We start from the raw sequence: 18,088 nt of genomic DNA on the forward strand, positions 1-18,088 counted from the left end.
CTAATGTCACCGAATTGCCTGATTCAAGAGGTGCCACTCTGCCCGGATTTTTCCGGGTTGCCCCCGGCGCAGGTGACGAGACGCATCTCAGGAATTACTCAGAGCATGTGGCGTTCACCACAGCGAACGCCCACCACCGATCGACGCACTCCGATATGTTCGCGGGGATCGAACGACCAGCAGCGGGCCGCGACCCGGTCCGCCGACGGAAGGACACCCGTGCGACGACTGCTCGTGGCAATGTCCGCCACAGCACTGACCCTGGCCGGGGCTGCGACACCCGCGCAGGCCACCCCGGCCCACGCCGCCCCCGCACCGGGCGGCCCGGGCGCCGGCGACACCTACTACCCGGACTACGGCAACAGCGGCTACGACGTCGGCCACTACGACATCCGGCTGCGCTACACCCCGGCCACCGACCGGCTCACCGGCACCACCACCATCCTGGCCACCGCCACCCAGGACCTGAGCCGGTTCAACCTGGACTTCCTGCTCGACGTCTCGTCGATCTACGTGAACAACCGCCCGGCCACGTTCGCCCGCGAGGGAGACCACGAGCTGGTCGTCACCCCGGCCCGGACGATCGCCGGCGGCGGCGCGATGACCGTGGTGGTGCAGTATTCCGGCGTGCCGTCGACGGAGGTCGCCGCGGGTTTCACCGCCTGGACGCGGACGGCCGACGGCGCCGTCGCCGTCGGTGAACCGGAGATCGCCTGGTGGTGGTACCCGAGCAACGACCACCCCACCGACAAGGCGACGTTCGACGTCTCGGTGGCGGTGCCGACGGGTGTCGAGGCGATCAGCAACGGCACCATGCCCCGCCCGCCGGTGCAGGAGAGCCTCGGCTGGACGCGCTGGAGCTGGCGATCGCTGAAGCCGCAGGCGACCTACCTGACGTTCCTGACCGTCGGCCAGTACGACGTCACCCAGGACACCACCGCCGACGGCACGCCGGTCTACAACGCGTACTCGCAGCTGCTCACGCCCGAACTGCGGGAGGCCGCGCAGGTCAGCGTGGAGCGCACGGCGGAGATCACCGACTGGGAGAGCACGCTGTTCGGCCCGTGGCCGTTCGAAGCGCGCGGCGGCGTCGTCACCCCGCCCGGCACGCTCGGTTTCGCCCTGGAGAACCAGACCCGGCCCAACTTCGCGAGCTCCTTCTTCCGGCGCGGCGCCAACACCTCGGTGGTCGTGCACGAGAACGCGCACCAGTGGTTCGGCGACTCGGTGTCGGTGGCCGAGTGGAAGAACATCTGGCTCAACGAGGGCTTCGCCAGCTACGCCGAATGGCTGTGGTCGGAGAAGAACGACGAGGGCTCGGCCCAGGACCTCTTCGACTACCTGTACGCCCGGTACCCCGCCGACGCCCCGATCTGGACGACCGCCCCCGCCGATCCCGGAACCGACCGGCTGTTCGGCGACGCCGTCTACAGCCGCGGCGCGATGACCCTGCACCAGCTGCGGGTGGCGGTCGGCGACGACACGTTCCTGGAGATCCTGCGCACCTGGACCGCCGAGCACAGATACGGCAACGGCACCACCGAGCAGTTCACCGCGCTCGCCGAGAAGCTCTCCGGCCAGGACCTGGACGCCCTGTTCCAGGCGTGGCTGTTCACCCCGGCCAAGCCGGTCCTGGCGGCGGCCACGAAGCTGACCAGGCCGGCGATGCCCAGGTCCTGGCCCGAGATCAGCCAGACCCACGAACTCCTGCACAAGCACTGACCGGCCCGGCCGGGTGGGCGGACGCGGCGACGCGTCCGCCCACCGAGCTCAGGACGAGGACGAGAACGCGGCGTCGAACGCGGCCGTGGGCGCGTCGAACGCCAGGCGCCGCACGAACTTCAGCGCCTCGGGGGCGCCCACCAGGCGATCCATGCCGGCGTCCTCCCACTCGACGGAGATCGGTCCGGTGTAGCCGATCGCGTTGAGCGCCCGGAAACAGTCCTCCCACGGCACATCGCCGTGGCCGGTGGAGACGAAATCCCACCCGCGCCGCAGGTCGGCCCACGGCAGGTGCGAGCTCAACCGTCCGCGCCGCCCGTCGCCGGTGCGCACCTTGGCGTCCTTGCAGTCGACGTGGTAGATCAGGTCCTTGAACTCGAGGATGAAGTTGACCGGGTCGAGGTCCTGCCACACGAAGTGCGACGGATCCCAGTTCAGGCCGAAGGCGGGCCGGTGCCCGATGGCGTCGAGCGCCCGGTGGGTGGTCCAGTAGTCGTAGGCGATCTCCGACGGGTGCACCTCGTGCGCGAACCGGACGCCCTCGGCGTCGAACACGTCGAGGATCGGGTTCCACCGGTCGGCGAAATCCTGGTAACCGCGGTCGATCATGGCCTGGGACGCGGGCGGGAACATCGCCACCGTGTGCCAGATCGACGACCCGGTGAAGCCGACGACGGTCCGCACGCCGAGCCGGGCGGCGGCGCGCGCGGTGTCCTTCATCCGCTCGGCGGCCCGCTGCCGCACCGCCTCGGCGTCGCCGTCCCCCCACACGGCGGCGGGGAGGATGTCCTGGTGCCGCTCGTCGATCGGGTGGTCGCAGACGGCCTGCCCGACGAGGTGGTTGGAGATCGCGTACACCTTGAGGTTGTGCTTCTCCAGAACGGCCCGCTTGCGGTCGACGTAATCGGGCTCGGCGAGGGCCCGGTCCACCTCGAAGTGGTCGCCCCAGCAGGCGATCTCGAGACCGTCGTAACCCCATTCGCAGGCCAGCGCGCACACCTGGTCGAACGGCAGATCGGCCCACTGGCCGGTGAAGAGCGTGATGGGTCGGGCCATGTGATGTCTCCCCTGATCGCAGCCGTCATCGGCGGGCGGCGAGGGATGACCGACCGGTGTCACCGCGCGGACCCAGGTTGCGCCTCCTGGACCGGCCCACGGGGCTTACCGCGACCCTAGCGCACCGGGCAGGTCTCGACCTCGGGAGCGAGGCCGAGGGCGGCGAGCTCGGCGAGGAGGTAGGCGACGTCGGCGGCGATCTGCTCGGGCGTCTGGCCGGGGCCGCGTGACTGCAGGGTCAGGTATTCGGTGAGGGGCCCGGCGGCGCCGAAGACCTGACGCAGGGCGGTGCGCCATGGTTCGGTCGTGCCGCCGGGCACGGCTGCGAGCCGGACCTCGATCACCGAGAGGCCGGCGTCGGTCAGGGCCTCGATGCCACCGGCCGGGTCGGGCCAGCTCCGGGCGACGTGCCCGAGATCGAGGCACACCCCGAGGCGCTCGCGGTCCATGCGGCTCATCGCCGCGACCGTCTGCTCGGGAGTGTCGAGGACGAGACCGGGGGCGGGCTGGAACCCGACCCGCACGGCGCGCCCGTTCTGCCAGGCCAGGTCGGCGAGGCCGGCGGAGAGGCGGCGCAGGATGCCGAGGCTCGCCTTGTCGGCGGCCTCGGCCCAGCCCGGGCGCGGGCCCAGGCCGATGGTGCTGACGGCGCCGCGGACCGCGTCGGCGTCGAGCAGGTCGAGCAGGATGCGGGCCAGATCGAGCGTGTATTCGCGGCGGGCCGGCTCCGTCCACGAGGGCTCCACCCCGGCGCCGGACCGGGCCCCGGCATCGAGCTGAGCCCCGGAGTCGGGCTGGGCCGCGGCGTCGGTCGGTGGTTCGCCGCCGCCCTCGGCGAAGGGCGCCCCGCTCAACGTGACGACCTCGAGACGACGGGCGTCGAGTTCGGCACGAAGCCGGGTGCGGGCGCGGCTCTCCACGGCGAGGGCGGCGGCGAGGGTGGGCGGGAGCCACAGATCGACGCCGAGCCGGTCGGCACCGAGCCGGGCCCGGACGGCACCGTAGTTGTCGAGCTCGGCCACGAGGGCCGGTAGATTGCTCACCGGTCGTGCGGCGATCTCACAACTGAGGTGCACGATCCGGCCGGAAGGGTGTCTCAGCCGCATCAGAGTCCTCCCGGCCCGGTCGCGTCGGTGCAGATGCACGTGCATCCGCCCGTGCGTTCGCGTCCAGTATGGACCATGCCGCCACCGTTCCTCGACGCGCGCGGGGCGGTCCGTCGGGTTGCCATGACGCCTCCATCCGTGGGGTCCATCTACCCCCGGATACGAGCGTCATGTGTCCGCAGGATCAGTGGCGTACGCACCGTGCGACGCGGTGACATGGGCCGACATGATCAGAGAGTTCCGACAAGATCGGCGGTCACCGATGTCTGCGGATAGGGTGACCTGCCGGTGCGAGGGTGTGTGAGCAACCGGACACACCGCGGGAGAGCGTTATCTATATGCATCATGTGCACGTTCGGACACGCACGTGACGATCACTCGTGCGTCGGCGCACCGTCGCGGAGCCGGCCGGCGCGGGGCGCACCGCGCCGTTCCCTCACCGGCTCCGCGACGGACGTTCCTAGACGGATTCCACCTCGGTCCACTGTGCCGAGACGGCCGAGCGGGACACCGCGTCGAGCACCAACTGCACCTGCAACGCGTCGGTGAACGACGGCGCCGGATCCTTGCCGACCCCGATCGCCTCGATGAGGTCGCGCATCTCATGGGTGAACGAGTGCTCGTAACCGATCAGGTGGCCGGGCGGCCACCACGCGGCCATGTACGGATGCTCGGCCTCGGTCACCAGGATGCGGCGGAAGCCCTGCTCGGCGGCCGGTTGCCCGCCGTCGTAGAAGGCCAGCTCGTTCATCCGCTCGAAGTCGAACACCAGCGAGCCGAGCGAGCCGTTCAGCTCGACCCGGAGCCCGTTCTTGCGACCGGTCGCGAACCGGGTCGCCTCGTAGGTGGCGATCGCCCCGCCGTCGAGCCGGGCCAGGAACAGGGCCGCGTCGTCGACGGTGACGTCGCCGCGCTGTTCCCCGGCGGCCGAGGCGGACAGCCCGGCGGACGCCTCCGGCAGCGGCCGGGACTTCACGAACGTCTCGGTCATCGCGGTCACCGACCGGATCGAGCGGCCGGTCACGAACTGGGTCAGGTCGATGATGTGGGCGCCGATGTCGCCGAGCGCCCCCGAGCCGGCCACCTCCTTGCGCAGCCGCCAGACCAGCGGGAACTCCGGGTCGACGATCCAGTCCTGCAGGTAGACCGCTCGCACGTGGCGCAGGGCGCCGATCCGGCCGGCCTCGACCAGCCGGCGCATGAGGGCCACGGCGGGCACCCGGCGGTAGTTGAAGCCGCACATGCTGCGTACCCCCGAGGCCTGCGCGGCGGTCGCGGCCGCCGCCATCTCCCGGGCCTCGGCCACCGTGTTGGCAAGCGGCTTCTCGCACATGACGTGCTTGCCGGCGGCGAGCGCGGCGAGCGCGATCTCGGCGTGCGTGTCGCCGGGGGTGCAGATGTCGATCAGGTCGACGTCGTCGCGGTCGATCAGCGACCGCCAGTCGGTCGTGTGCGACTCCCAGCCGAGCTTCTCGGCGGCGGCGGCCACCCCCGATCGGGAGCGGCCGCACACCGCCCGCATCCGTGCCGACAGCGGCAGGTCGAAGAATCGGTTCACGGTGCGCCACGCCTGTGAGTGCGCGGCGCCCATGAACGCGTAGCCGACCATGCCGACCCGCAGCTGTTCCGACATGAAACCCCCTCCGTCTCGCGCGGTTCAGAAGCCGAGCGCGGCGTACCGGTCGGCGTTCTCCTTGGTGATCGTCTCCGAGGAGAGCGTGATCTCCTTGGGCACCTGCAACTCCACCAGGTCGTTCATGCCCTTGCCCTGACCGATCAACCGGGCCAGCGAGACGGCCGAGGAGGCCATCGACGGGCTGTAGGTGACAGTCGCCTTCAGGACGCTGCTGTCCGCCTTGATCAGGTCGATGGCGGCCTTCGACCCGGCACCGCCGACCATGAAGAAGTCGCTGCGGTTGGCCTGCTTGATCGCGGCCAGCACGCCGATGCCCTGGTCGTCGTCGTGGTTCCAGACCGCGTCCATCTTGGGCAGGGCCTGCAGCAGCGCGGTCGCGGCGGCCTGTCCCGAGTCGGCGGTGAACTCGGCCGGACGGCGGTTGGCGACCTTGAACCCGTACGTCGCCAGGGCCGTGTTGAAGCCCTGGCTGCGCTCCTGGGTCAGCTCGAGCGAGTCGATGCCGGGGATCTCGCCGATGATCGGATTGCTGATCCCCTTGCTCTTGAGCTGCTCGCCGATGTAAGCCCCGGCGGCCAGCCCCATACCGAAGTTGTCGCCCTTGATCTGCAGGCGGTAGGCCGCCCGCGAGGGGAACGCGCGGTCCAGGTTGATCACCGGGATGCCGGCCTTCATCGCCTCCAGGCCGGCGGCGTCGAGCTCCTTGCCGTCGTGCGGGAGCATCACGATCACGGTGGGTTTCTGCGAGATCAAGGTCGCCACGGCGGCCCGCTGCGCGGCCGCGTCGTTGCCGGCCGCGACGCTCTTGAGCTCCACGTCGGAGTACGCGGCGGCCTGCGCCTTGGCGTTGTTGGTGATGGCGGCGATCCAGCCGTGGTCGGCAGCCGGCGCCGAGAAACCGATGACCACCTTCTGGCCGGGCGCGGCGTTGGCGTCGCCGCTCTCGTTGGTCTTCACCTGGGCGCTGGTGCCGGGATCGTTGCTGGTGCAGGCGGTCAGCAGGGCGCCGGCACCGACGGCAGCCCCACCAAACAAAACGTTCCTACGCGACAAAGCGGACATGATTCCTCCCCAGGGGGTACCCGAAGTCAGGTTCGGGCCGAGGTCAGCGCTTGAGAAGTTGCGTGAGCGAGCGGTAGCGGAACTGCTGGATCAACACCGCGGCGACGATGATGCCGCCCTTGACCATGTTCTGGACCTCGGTGGAGAGGTTGTTGATCGCGAAGAGGTTGGTGATGGTGGAGAAGACCAGCACCCCGAAGAGGGCGCCGACGATGGTGCCGCGGCCGCCGGACAGCAGCGTGCCGCCGATGATCGCCGCGGCGATCGCATCCAGTTCGTAGAGGTTCGCCATGGCGGCCTGGGCACTGGTCGCCTGGGACGTCAACATGATCGCCGCGAGGCCGCAGCAGAGGCCCATCAGCGCGTACAGCATGAGGGTGTGGCGTTTGACGTTGATGCCGGCCAGCCGGGCGGCCTCGGGGTTGCCGCCGACCGCGACCGTGCGCCGGCCGAAGGTGGTGCGGTTGAGCAGCACCCAGCCGGCCGCGACCACCACCGCCAGCAGCCAGACGAGCAACGGGATGCCGAGCGGTCTCGTGGTGGCGAGGTTGTTGATCGTGTCGTTCGTGGACACCTGCGTCTGCTTGCCGGAGATCTGCGCGGCGAGGCCGCGCGCCGACACCAGCATGGCGAGCGTCGCGATGAAGGGCACCAGGCGGCCGTACGAGATGAGTACGCCGTTGACGACGCCGACCGCCAGCCCGACCACCAGGGCCGTGAAGATCATGCCGAGGGCACCGTAGCTCTGCGTGGCGAGCGTCGTGCTCCAGACCCCGGCGAGGGCGATGATCGCGCCGACCGACAGGTCGATGCCGCCCCCGACGATCACGAAGGTCATGCCGACCGTGACGACGCCGATCGCCGACGCCTGCTGCAGGATCGTCAGGACGTTGTTGCGCACCCAGGTCGGGTCGGCGTAGAGCTCGGGCCGGGTGACGACGCCGATGACCACCAGCACGACCAGGACCCCGACCAGCCCGAGGTTGCGCACCGCGTTGTCGTCCAGATTCCAGCGCCGTTGTCTCGCCCGAACCGCTTCGGCTGTCACGCTGATCCCTCCGTCGGCCCGCAGGCGGTCATGCCGGCTCCCCTTCCAGCAGAGACCCCGCCATGACGAGGTCGAGGACGGTGTCTTCGTCGAGTTCGTCGGCCGGGGCCTCGTGCACGAGCCGGCCCTCCCGCATGACGAGCACCCGGTCGGCCAGGCCGAGCACCTCGGGCACCTCGCTGGAGACGAGCAGCACCGCCACCCCGTCCTCGGCGAGCCCGCGGATCACCTGGTAGAGCTCGGCGCGGGCACCCACGTCCACGCCCCGGGTGGGCTCGTCGAGCAGCAGCAGCCGGGTCCCGCCCAGCAGCCAGCGGCCGACCACCACCTTCTGCTGGTTGCCGCCGGACAGCGTGCGAGCCGGCCGGTCGACGTCGCGCGGGCGCAGTTCCAGCAGGTCGGCGGTCCTGAGCGCGGCGGCCCGCTCGTCGCGGGCGGCGGTGAAACCGCCGTGCGCGAACCCGGCGAACGACGCGAGGGTCATGTTCTTGTAGACCGGCTCGTCGAGCAGCAGCGCCTGGCTCTTGCGTTCCTCGGGGGCCATGCCCATCCCCCGGCGCACGGCCGAGCCGACCCCGGTGATCCGGTGACCGTCCATCGTGACCGTGCCGGCGTCGGGCCGGCGCGCCCCGAAGATCGTCTCGAGGAGCTCGGAGCGGCCGGAGCCGACCAGGCCGGCGATTCCCACGATCTCGCCGGGCGCGACCGCGAGGGACGCGTCGACGAACTCGCCGTGCCTGGTGAGTCCCTGCACGACCAGGACCGGGTCGGCCACCGGGGCGCCCGCGGCCGGCTCGGCCGGCCGGGCCGGGAACAGGTATTCGATGCTGCGGCCGGTCATGCTGCCGACGAGCTCGCGGGTCGGCGTCGTGCGGGCCGGCAGGTCGGCGGCGGTCGTGCGGCCGTCCTTGAGCACCGTCACGCGGTCGCCGATCTCGCGGATCTCGGCCAGCCGGTGCGAGATGTAGATGACCGCGATGCCGTTCGCGGTCAGGTCGCGGATGATCCGGAACAGGTTCTCGACCTCGTCGTGGGCGAGCACGGCGCTGGGCTCGTCCATGACGATCAGCCGGGCGTCGTGCGAGAGCGCCCGCGCCATGCTGACGATCTGCTTGCCCGCCGCGGGCAGGGCCTTCACCAGCCGGTGGGGCGGGATCTCGGGGTGCCCGAGCCGGGCCAGGATCTCCCGCGTGCTGGTGGCGATGGCCCGTCGCCGGGTGAAGCCGAACCGGCTGCGCTCGTGGCCGAGGAACGCGTTCTCCGCCACCGACAGGTCGTCGACCAGGTCGAGCTCCTGATAGATGGTGGCGATGCCGGCACGCATGGCGGCCTGCGGGGTGGCCGGCGCGAACGGATCGCCCAGCCAGCTGATCTCGCCGCCGTCCGCATGGTGCACGCCGGCCAGCACCTTGATCAGGGTGGACTTGCCGGCCCCGTTCTGGCCGAGCAGGCAGTGCACCTCGCCGGCGCGGACCGCCAACTGCACGCCGTCGAGGGCGCGCACGCCGGGGAACGTCTTGACGACGTCGGTCAGCCGCAGGACGGTGTCCGCGCCGGCCCGCCGTGACTCGGTTCCGGCGCTCACGACGCCTGCTCGAAGGCCATGTCGCTGGCGAGCACGGCCGCACCCGTCACGCCGGCGCGGCTGCCCAGCTCGGACAGCACCACGGGCAGGTTCCCGGTGGCCAGCGGCAGCGACCGGCGGTAGACGACGCTCCTGATCTCAGCCAGTAGCACGTGCCCGAGTTGGGCCAGACCACCCCCGATCACGATCATCGAGGGGTTCGCGAACGACACCAGCGTGGCGAGCACCCCACCGACGCGCCGACCGCCCGCGCGGATCAGCCGGATGCAGGTGACGTCCCCCTCGGCCGCCCCCTCGGCAACGTCGCGAGCCGTCAGTTCGGCACTGGCGGCAAGCCTCTCGGCCAGGGCCGGCGACTCCCCCGCCCGGGCCGCCGCGAGCGCGTCGCGGGCCAGCGCCGCCCCGCTGAACAACGCCTCCAGGCAACCGGCGTTGCCGCAGGAGCAGACCGGCCCGTTCGCGTCGACCTGGATGTGCCCGATGTCGCCGGCGCAGCCGTCGATGCCCCGGTAGACCGCGCCGGCCAGGTGGATCCCGCAGCCGATGCCGGTGCCGATCTTGACGAACAGGAAGTCGTCGATCGAGTGCGCGACCCCGCCGTGCCGCTCGCCGATGGCCATGATGTTGACGTCGTTGTCGACCACGGCCGGGCAGCTGTGCTCGCGGGCCAGCAGCTCGCGCACCGGGTAGCGGTCCCAGCCCGGCATGATCGGCGGCGACACCGGCACGCCGTCGCGGAAGCTGACCGGACCCGGAACACCGATGCCGACCGCGTCGAGGCGCTCGTAGGCCCCGTCGATGCGAGCCTTGGCGAGCAGGTCGTTCACCCGCTGGAGGATCACCTTGGGGCCGGACCGGATGTCGGCCGCCTCCCGATAGGCGGCGACCGGCTCGAGGCGGCCGTTGACCACCTCGATGTCGATCGAGCTGGCGCCGAGGTCGACGGCCGCGAACCGCAACCGCGGGTGGATCTCCACCAGGGTCGACCGGCGCCCGCCGCGGGAGGCCGCCATGCCCGCCTCGGCAATGAGCCCGGTCGCGACGAGCCGCTCGACCTCGGCCAGCAGGCGCGGCCGGGTCAGCTCGAGCCGGTCACCCAGCTCGGCCCGCGAAACCGCCCCCTCGTCCCGCAGGAGACACAAGATCCGCAGGTGGGGAGCATCGGACAGGAACACGGACACCTCCATGTGGGGTCACACACGCGGTGTTGCGCTCGTCACACTAAGCCGCTTCCGCCCCGCCAGTCCAGACCTTCTGGCAGCCGATTAGAAAGTTTCGTCACCAGAAGCAAAAGTGGGCACGGCGAACCGCCGATGATCAAAGGACGGCGCGCCGCCGCCGCGGGAACGCGGATGTGCCTGAAAGTGGGCTGTGAGTTAGTAACCCCTGTCGGGTGGGCATTGCGTTACCGGCCGTATCCGCACGTGGCGGGGGAGGGAACCCCGTGCGGGAGGCGGCCGGAACGACCGCCTCGCCCGGAGGGATCCCGCAATGAAGCTCTTCCACAGGCACGACAAGGACCAGCCGGACACCAGCGCCGCCGACGAGCGTGCCCTCGACAAGGACAGCCGAGCCGGCAGCCGGGAAGGGCGCGACGACAAGGCCTACACCAGCGGGTCCGGCGACTACGACCTCGCCGCCGCGGCCACCACCAAGACCGGACCGGACGACGACTACTCGGGGCCCAGGACCCCGCCCGACGCGGGCCCCGACTCCCCCGCCGCACTCGGCGGCAAAGGCCTGTTCGCCGCGGTCAAGCGGACCTTCAAGCAGTTCTCCGAGGACAACATCTCCGACTGGGCCGCCGCGCTCACCTATTACGGCGTGCTGTCGATCTTCCCGGGCGCCCTGGTGCTCGTGTCGATCCTCGGCCTGCTCAGCGCGAACGGCCAGGACACGGTCAAGAACACGATCAGTGAGCTGACCGGCAACCAGCAGGTGCGTGACCTCGTCAACACCGTGCTCGACCAGGTGAGCGACAGCGGGGCGTCGAGCTTCACGGCGATCCTCGGTCTGGTGCTGGCCTTCTGGTCGGCCTCCGGTTACACGGCCGCGTTCATGCGCGCCTCCAACGCCGTCTACGACGTCCCCGAGGGCCGGCCGATCTGGAAGACGCTGCCCATCCGGGTCTGGGTGACCGCGGTCATCGGCCTGATGCTCATCGTGTCGGCGTTCATCGTCATCTTCACCGGGGACCTGGCGCAGGTGGTCGGCGAGAAGCTCGGCTTCGGCGGCGTCGCCGTCACGACCTGGAACATCGCCAAGTGGCCGGTGCTCATCCTGCTGGTCAGCCTCATGTTCGCGATCCTCTACTGGGCGTCGCCGAACGCGAAGACCGGCGGTTTCCGCTGGGTCAGCCCCGGTGGCATCTTCGCCGTGGTGCTGTGGCTGATCGCCTCCGGCGCGTTCGCGATCTACCTGGCCAACTTCGCCAACTACAGCAAGACGTACGGCACGCTCGGGGGTGTCATCGCCTTCCTCGTCTGGATGTGGATCTCGAACATCGCCATCCTGCTCGGCGCCGAACTCGACGCCGAACTCGAACGCGGCCGGGCCATCGCGGCCGGGCACGACCCGGCCGACGAGCCGTTCCTGGAGCTGCGCGACGACCGCAAGCTCAAGAAGGGCAGCGAGCGTGGCCTGAGCACGAAGTGACGTCGAACCGAGAAACGGCCGCTCACCGCAGTGAGCGGCCGTTCCTCACTTGCACAGCATCCCGGTCATCCGGCGGCCGGCGATGCTCAGGCCGACCGCGAACAGCACGACGAGGTAGAGCACGTCGAGCGCCTGGACCCAGCCGACCGGGCCCAGGCTCAACGCGCGGGTCAGGTCGACCGACCGGTACAGCGGGGTCACCTCGACCACCCAGCGCAACCACTGCGGATAGGCCGTCGCCGGCGCGAACGTGCCGGAGAACAGGAACAGCGCGAACTGCCCGTTCGCGATCAGGTCGAACTCCTGCCAGCTGCGGATCAGGGTGGAGATCGTCATGCCGAGCGCCCCGAACGCGAACCCGATCAGGATCGCCGCCGGCAGCATGGCGAGGGCACGCGCCGGGCTGGTCAGATCCATCGCCACCATGATCGCCAGGAACGCGGCCGAGTAGAGAACCCCGCGCGCCATCGCCCAGGCCAGCTCCCCCAGGGCGATCTCGATCGGCCGCACCGGCGTCGCGAGGATCCCCTCGTAGAGCCGCATGAACTTCATCTTCCCGAAGAAGTTGAAGGTCGTCTCGGAGAGCGCGCCGGTCATCGCCGAGGCGGCCAGCATCGCCGGCGCCACGAACTCGGCGTAGCCGACCAGCCGGCCATCGCCCAGCGCGAGGTCGCCGATCAGGCCGCCCACCCCGACGCCGATCGAGAACAGGTAGAGCACCGGCTCCAGGAAGCCGGACAGCAACACGATCCAATAGGTCGAGCGCAGACAGGCGATGTTGCGCTCGGTCACCGACGCCGCCCGCCGGCCCGTCCCCTCGAACGAGATCAGCCGCGGCAGCACCAGGGTCACCATCAGAACACCAGCCGGCGGCGGAAGAGGCGGTGGGCGAGCACGCATCCACCGGCGCACCACACCAGCAGATAGCCCAGGTGCACCAGGCCGAGCCAGCCGGGCGCCCGGCCCAGCATCGCGTCCCGGCTCAGCTCGACACCGTGCCACAGCGGCAGCGCGTAGGCCGCCCAGCGCAGCACCACCGGCAGCGACTCCACCGGGAAGAACACCCCGGAGAACAGCGACATCGGCAGGAGCGCGAACCGCATCAGGATCGCGAGGTAGCTCTCGCTCGGGATGACCGCGCTGTAGGCCACCGTCGGCGCCGCCACCGCCAACCCCACGATCAGCGCCACCACCAGGGTCAGCGGCGCCCACCACGAGTGCACCACCCCGAACGCGACCGCCACCGCCAGGAACGCGGCCGCGCTCACCAGGATGCGGAACAGCATGAACGCCAGATGACCGCCCAGGATGTCGGCCACCCGCAACGGCGCCGCCGCCTGCGCGAAGTAGACCTTCATCCACTCGAAGTAGCTCATCACCGGCCAGGTCGCCTCGCCGAAGGCGGCCTGCGTCGCGGCCGACGCGACCAGGCCGGGCACGATCCAGTCCAGATAGGGCACGCCGTCGACGCCGCCGGACACGAACGCGCCCACGCCCACCCCGAAGCCGAGCAACGTCAGCAGCGGCCCGGCAAGCGTGGACAGCGCGCTCGACCGCCACGTGCGGCGGTAGTTGACCAGGTGATATTCCAGAACGTACGAAGCGGCGACCATCAGTCCACCAGCGTCCGGCCGGTGAGGTGCAGGAACACGTCCTCCAGGCTGCTGCGACGCACCAGCACGCCGGCCGGGTCGAGCGACCGGCGCTGCACCTCGGCGACGGCCTCGTCGCCGTCGGCCACGTAGAGCAGGATGCGGTCGGGAAGCACCTCGAGCCGCTCCCCCAGGCCGGCCAGCTTCTCCGCGTAGGCCTGCTGGGACCCGGTCGCGAACCGCAGCTCCACCACCTCGCGGGTGGAATAACGCTCGATGAGCGCCCGCGGCGAGCCCGCCGCCACGATCTTGCCGCCGTCCATCACTACGAGGCGATCGCACAACTGCTCGGCCTCGTCCATGTAGTGCGTGGTCAGCACCAGCGTCACGCCTTGCTGCTTGAGCCGGAACAACCGCTCCCACACCAGGTGGCGCGCCTGCGGGTCGAGGCCGGTCGTCGGCTCGTCGAGCAGCACCATCTCGGGCTCGTTGACCAGCGCCCGGGCGATCGTCAACCGCCGTTTCATGCCGCCCGACAGCGGCTCGACCTTGCTGTCGGCCCGCTCGGTGAGCTGCACGAACTCGAGCAGCTCGGCGGCCCGTTGCCGGGCCACCCGGCGCGCGATGCCGAAGAACCGGGCGTAGGTCGTCAGGTTCTCCCGGACGGTCAACTCGATGTCGAGGTTGTCGAGCTGCGGGCAGACGCCCAGCTTGGCCCGGATCGCCGGGCCGTCGCGGCGCGGATCGAGGCCGAGGATCCGCAGCACGCCGCCGGTCGGCGGGGACACACAGCCGATCATGCGCATGGTCGAGCTCTTGCCGGCACCGTTGGGACCGAGGAAGCCGAACGCCTCGCCCCGGCGCACGTCGATGTCGATCCCGTCGACCGCGGTGAAGTCGTCGAACCTCTTCACCAGGCCACGGGCATGTATGAGGGCATCCACGCGACGACCCTAGAGAGGGGGTACGACAAAACTCAGTCCGGCGGGGCCGTCGCCGTCCGGGCCGCCGACACCAGCTCACCGGTCAGCTCGACGACCGCGGGCAGGTTCACCGGCGTCCCCGAGTCGTAGCGCACCGCCCAGCTCAGCCCGTTCTCGCCGGGCACCCGGCGGCCCACCACCCGCACCCCGCCCGCCGAGAACGGATGATGCGAGGTGTACGCCACCGACCTCGTCACCCGGGTGCGCACCTGGTCGGGCAGCTGACCCGGCTCCAGCAGCAGGAAACCCACCACCGGCCCGTCGATCAGCACCGCGTACTCCGGGCGCTCCTCGGCCACCTCGGCCGGCGTGATCCTGAGCTCCCGCCCCGACCACGCGGCCTTGTGGATCTCGTGCCAGCCCAGCCGCCGGGCATCCGGCAGCCACAGGCCGTGGTTCGTGGCCACCAGCGCCCGGTCGTCGGCGAGCGGCGCCCACGCCACCACCCGCTCGTCCGGTCCGAGCTTGGGACGCAACGCCGCCGGTAGCTTCGGCTTGCGGGAGAAGAGACTCACAGACCACCTGCCGCCTGATCGCGCAACGCGCGCGCCTGCTGTTCGAGTGAGAAGAGCTCCCCGGCCAGGGCCAGGTATTCATCCTTGTGCGCCACCGGGTTGAGCCGCTGCACCTTCGACTTGAGATCACGGATCCGGGTGGTCACCGAGCCCGCCTGCAGCCGGGCCAGGGTGATCTGCACGTACCGCGGGTCGACCACGCCGTCCACCCGCAACGGCTCGACCGACAGTTCCGAGATCAGGCCCCGGCCGGCGAGATCGTCGCAGCCGTCCCGGACCTTCTCGATCCACACCACGCCACCGGACGACGCCGAGGACGCCCCGCCGGCCGCCGCGATCGCCTCCCGGATCGCCCGGTAGACCGCGTCGTTGTAGTCGTCGGCGCCGACCGTGTCGAACATCGGGCCGGCCAGCACCGGTTCCTGCAGCGCCAGTTTCAGCGACTCCCGTTCGACCAGCCGCTGCGGCGCCTCCGCGGCGCGGGCGGGCGGCCGGGCGGCCTGTTCGGCGGCGACACCGCGCAGCGCCGAGTTGACGGCCCGCTGCACCGGTTCCAGGTCCATCCCGAGATCGGCGGCGAGCTTACGGGCGTACTCCGGCCGCTTCTCCCGGTCCTTGATCTTGGCGACCAGCGGGGCCGCCTTGCGCATCGCCTCGACGCGGCCCTCCACCGTGTCGAGGTCGAAGCGGGAGATGGTGTGCCGCAGCGCGAAGTCGACGAGCGGCTCCCGGGCGGCGATCATGTCGCGCACCGCCAGGTCGCCCTTGGCCAGCCGCAGGTCGCACGGGTCCATGTTGTCCGGGCTGACCGCGATGAAGGTGCGGCCGACGAACCGCTGGTCCTCCTCGAAGGCGCGCAGCGCCGCCTTCTGCCCGGCCGCGTCGCCGTCGAACGTGTAGATGATCTCGCCGGTGAAGCTGTCGCTGTCCATCAGCAGCCGGCGCAGCACCCCGATGTGATCGATGCCGAAGGCCGTGCCGCAGGTCGCGACCGCCGTCGGCTCGCCCGCCTCGTGGCAGGCCATCACGTCGGTGTAGCCCTCCACGATGACCGCCCGGCCGCGCTTGGCGATCTCCCGTTTGGCCTGGTCGATGCCGTAGAGCACGTGCGACTTCTTGTAGAGCGGCGACTCCGGGGTGTTCAGGTATTTCGGTCCGTCGTCGTCGTCGAACAGCTTGCGCGCGCCGAACCCGATCACGTCGCCGGACAGGTCCTTGATCGGCCACAGCAGCCGCCGGCGGAACCGGTCGATGAGCGACCCGGAGCGGGCCGGCTTGGTGAGCCCGGCGGTGTTCAGCTCCTCGGCGGTGAAGCCCTTCTTCAGCAGATGCTTGGCGAGCGCGTCCCACGAGTCCGGCGCGAACCCGCATCCGTACCGTTCGGCGGCGTCGCGCCCGAACCCGCGCTGGGCGAGGAACTCGCGGGCCTTGCGCGCGCCCGGGGTGCTGAGCTGATCGCGGTAGAACTCGAGCGCGGTAACGTGGGCGGCGAGCAGCCGGGCCCGCTGCCCGGCCTGCGGGCGGGGCCCCGGGTTGGGCGAGTTGTCGGTCTCGTAGCGCAGCTGGATGCCGGCCCGGGAGGCGAGCCGCTCGATCGACTCGATGAACGACAGGTGTTCGGCGTCCATCAGGAACTTGATCGCGTCCCCGCCCTGCCCGCAGCCGTGGCAGTAGAAGACGTTGCGGGCCGGGGCGACGGTGAACGACGGGGTCTTCTCGTCGTGGAACGGGCACAGGCCCTTGAGGTTGCCGCCACCGGCGGAGCGCAGGGTCACCGACTCACCGATGATGTCGGCGATCGAGGTCCGGTCACGGACCAGCGCTATGTCCTCGTCCTTGACCCTGCCCGCCACGGCATACATCCTGCCTCGCGTCAGGAGCGGGCTGCCACCAGGGTCCGGTGCCACTCGACGGCGGCGTGGTCGGTGAGCGACGCGACCTGGTCGATCACCACTCTGAGTGCGGCGGCGTCACTCCCGGCGGCCGCGTGCAGGGGCCCGAAGACCACATCGAGCCGTTCCGGTGTACGCCTGAGCGCGTCGACCAGCTCGGCGAGGATCGTGCGCTGCTGCTCGTACCAGCTCTCCGCCGCCCTGGTGCGCATCACGTAGCGCAACGCCATCGCCTTGAGCAGCGCGCACTGGTTACGGACGGTTCTCGGGACGATCAGGTCGGCCTCGTACCGGCGGACCGGATCGGTGCCGTACCGGCTCTGCGTGGCGCCGACGGCGGAGGCCACGAAGCGGCCGGTGAGGATGCTCGTCATCCGTTTGAGTGCGATCTGGGCGGTGTAGGTGCCGTCGTGACCGGCGACCTCGGCGACGACCGGGTCGGCGAGCAGCCGGTCGAGGGTGCCGGCGAGGGTGTCGGCCGGTTCGTCGGAATAGACGGCGGCGGCGTCGGCGCACAGGGCGGCCCGTTCGGCCGGGTCCTCGAGCAGCGGCCGCAGGTTCAGGTAGCCGCCGTGCACCCCGTCCTCGACGTCGTGCACCGAATAGGCGACGTCGTCGGCCCAGTCCATCACCTGGGCCTCGAGGCAGCGCCGCTCGCCGAGCTCGGCGGGCGGGTGCATCCAGTCGAAGACCGGCCGGTCGTCGCCGTACACGCCGAACTTGCGGTATCCGCTCCGGCGCGGCCACGGGTACTTGGCGCAGGCGTCTAGGGAGGCGCGGGTCAGGTTGAGGCCGGCGCCGGGGACCTTGGCCTCGAGCCGGGTCAGCACCCGCAGGGTCTGCGCGTTGCCCTCGAACCCGCCGCAGGCCTGGGCGACCTCGTCGAGGGCGGTCTCGCCGTTGTGCCCGAACGGCGGGTGGCCGAGGTCGTGGGCCAGGCCGGCGACGTCGACGACGTCCGGGTCGCACCCGAGTCGCGCGCCCATCTCCCGGGAGATCTGGGCGACCTCGAGGGAGTGGGTCAGTCGCGTACGCAGGAAGTCGTCGGACCCGGCCGTGTGCACCTGGGTCTTGGCGGCCAGCCGGCGGAAGCCCGCCGAGTGCAGGACGCGGGCCCGGTCGCGCTGGTACGGGGTTCTGCCGTAGCCGCTGTCCTTGGCCGGCTCGGTGCACCATCTCTGGGCGTCGGACGCCGTCATGATCCCAGCCTAAGCGGCTGGTGCCGGTTGCCGATGT

Annotated in this window: 15 protein-coding genes; 2 read left to right on the forward strand and 13 right to left on the reverse strand. The window is 70.8% G+C overall.

Features of this window, described 5'->3' with window-relative positions; translation table 11 throughout:
* The first annotated feature begins 240 nt into the window (after positions 1-240).
* Positions 241-1,722, forward strand: coding sequence for a M1 family metallopeptidase (locus Afe05nite_RS32345; RefSeq protein WP_438869302.1), 1,482 nt, complete (start codon positions 241-243; stop codon positions 1,720-1,722).
* A 48-nt stretch (positions 1,723-1,770) separates the two neighbouring features.
* Here the strand turns inward: Afe05nite_RS32345 and Afe05nite_RS32350 are convergent, their stop codons facing one another.
* The 7 genes from Afe05nite_RS32350 to Afe05nite_RS32380 form a co-directional block, all read right to left on the reverse strand.
* Positions 1,771-2,778 (reverse strand): sugar phosphate isomerase/epimerase family protein, encoded by a 1,008-nt coding sequence (locus Afe05nite_RS32350; RefSeq protein WP_203821070.1) that lies wholly within the window; start codon positions 2,776-2,778, stop codon positions 1,771-1,773.
* 116 nt (positions 2,779-2,894) lie between these two features.
* Positions 2,895-3,821 carry a sugar phosphate isomerase/epimerase family protein gene (locus Afe05nite_RS32355; protein WP_239118346.1) on the reverse strand — a complete coding sequence of 309 codons (927 nt, stop codon included), beginning with the start codon at positions 3,819-3,821 and terminating at the stop codon, positions 2,895-2,897.
* A 523-nt stretch (positions 3,822-4,344) separates the two neighbouring features.
* A complete protein-coding gene (locus tag Afe05nite_RS32360; protein ID WP_203821072.1) occupies positions 4,345-5,517 on the reverse strand; it encodes a Gfo/Idh/MocA family protein in 1,173 nt (390 codons plus the stop codon).
* A gap of 24 nt (positions 5,518-5,541) precedes the next feature.
* Complete coding sequence (locus Afe05nite_RS32365; protein WP_203821073.1) at positions 5,542-6,582, reverse strand: substrate-binding domain-containing protein; 1,041 nt, start codon at positions 6,580-6,582, stop codon at positions 5,542-5,544.
* Positions 6,583-6,625: 43 nt separating this feature from the next.
* The gene (locus Afe05nite_RS32370; protein ID WP_203821074.1) at positions 6,626-7,630 is read right to left on the reverse strand and encodes an ABC transporter permease; all 1,005 of its coding nucleotides are present in this window, start codon (positions 7,628-7,630) and stop codon (positions 6,626-6,628) included.
* A 28-nt stretch (positions 7,631-7,658) separates the two neighbouring features.
* Complete coding sequence (locus Afe05nite_RS32375; protein WP_203821075.1) at positions 7,659-9,215, reverse strand: sugar ABC transporter ATP-binding protein; 1,557 nt, start codon at positions 9,213-9,215, stop codon at positions 7,659-7,661.
* A complete protein-coding gene (locus tag Afe05nite_RS32380) occupies positions 9,212-10,402 on the reverse strand; it encodes an ROK family transcriptional regulator (RefSeq protein ID WP_203821076.1) in 1,191 nt (396 codons plus the stop codon). Before Afe05nite_RS32380 ends, Afe05nite_RS32375 begins: the two co-directional genes overlap by 4 nt.
* 304 nt (positions 10,403-10,706) lie before the next feature.
* Here Afe05nite_RS32380 and Afe05nite_RS32385 point away from each other — a divergent pair, with 304 nt between their 5' ends.
* Positions 10,707-11,870 (forward strand): YihY/virulence factor BrkB family protein, encoded by a 1,164-nt coding sequence (locus Afe05nite_RS32385; RefSeq protein ID WP_203821077.1) that lies wholly within the window; start codon positions 10,707-10,709, stop codon positions 11,868-11,870.
* A 45-nt stretch (positions 11,871-11,915) separates the two neighbouring features.
* Here Afe05nite_RS32385 and Afe05nite_RS32390 read toward each other — a convergent pair whose 3' ends face one another.
* The 6 genes from Afe05nite_RS32390 to Afe05nite_RS32415 are packed head-to-tail and all read right to left on the reverse strand — an operon-like array spanning position 11,916 to position 18,051.
* Positions 11,916-12,725 carry an ABC transporter permease gene (locus tag Afe05nite_RS32390; RefSeq protein ID WP_203821078.1) on the reverse strand — a complete coding sequence of 270 codons (810 nt, stop codon included), beginning with the start codon at positions 12,723-12,725 and terminating at the stop codon, positions 11,916-11,918.
* A complete protein-coding gene (locus Afe05nite_RS32395; RefSeq protein ID WP_203821079.1) occupies positions 12,725-13,483 on the reverse strand; it encodes an ABC transporter permease in 759 nt (252 codons plus the stop codon). The genes Afe05nite_RS32390 and Afe05nite_RS32395 overlap by 1 nt, the downstream gene beginning before the upstream one ends.
* Positions 13,483-14,406 (reverse strand): ABC transporter ATP-binding protein, encoded by a 924-nt coding sequence (locus Afe05nite_RS32400; protein WP_203821080.1) that lies wholly within the window; start codon positions 14,404-14,406, stop codon positions 13,483-13,485. Before Afe05nite_RS32400 ends, Afe05nite_RS32395 begins: the two co-directional genes overlap by 1 nt.
* A 32-nt stretch (positions 14,407-14,438) precedes the next feature.
* Positions 14,439-14,960 (reverse strand): hypothetical protein, encoded by a 522-nt coding sequence (locus Afe05nite_RS32405; protein ID WP_203821081.1) that lies wholly within the window; start codon positions 14,958-14,960, stop codon positions 14,439-14,441.
* On the reverse strand, positions 14,957-16,822 hold the full coding sequence (gene dnaG, locus Afe05nite_RS32410) for a DNA primase (protein ID WP_203821082.1): 1,866 nt from the start codon (positions 16,820-16,822) through the stop codon (positions 14,957-14,959). The genes Afe05nite_RS32405 and dnaG overlap by 4 nt, the downstream gene beginning before the upstream one ends.
* 11 nt (positions 16,823-16,833) lie before the next feature.
* A complete protein-coding gene (locus Afe05nite_RS32415) occupies positions 16,834-18,051 on the reverse strand; it encodes a deoxyguanosinetriphosphate triphosphohydrolase (protein ID WP_203821083.1) in 1,218 nt (405 codons plus the stop codon).
* Positions 18,052-18,088: the final 37 nt, after the last annotated feature.

Origin of the sequence: Paractinoplanes ferrugineus (assembly GCF_016862195.1) — a bacterium.
GTDB classification, from domain to species: domain Bacteria; phylum Actinomycetota; class Actinomycetes; order Mycobacteriales; family Micromonosporaceae; genus Actinoplanes; species Actinoplanes ferrugineus.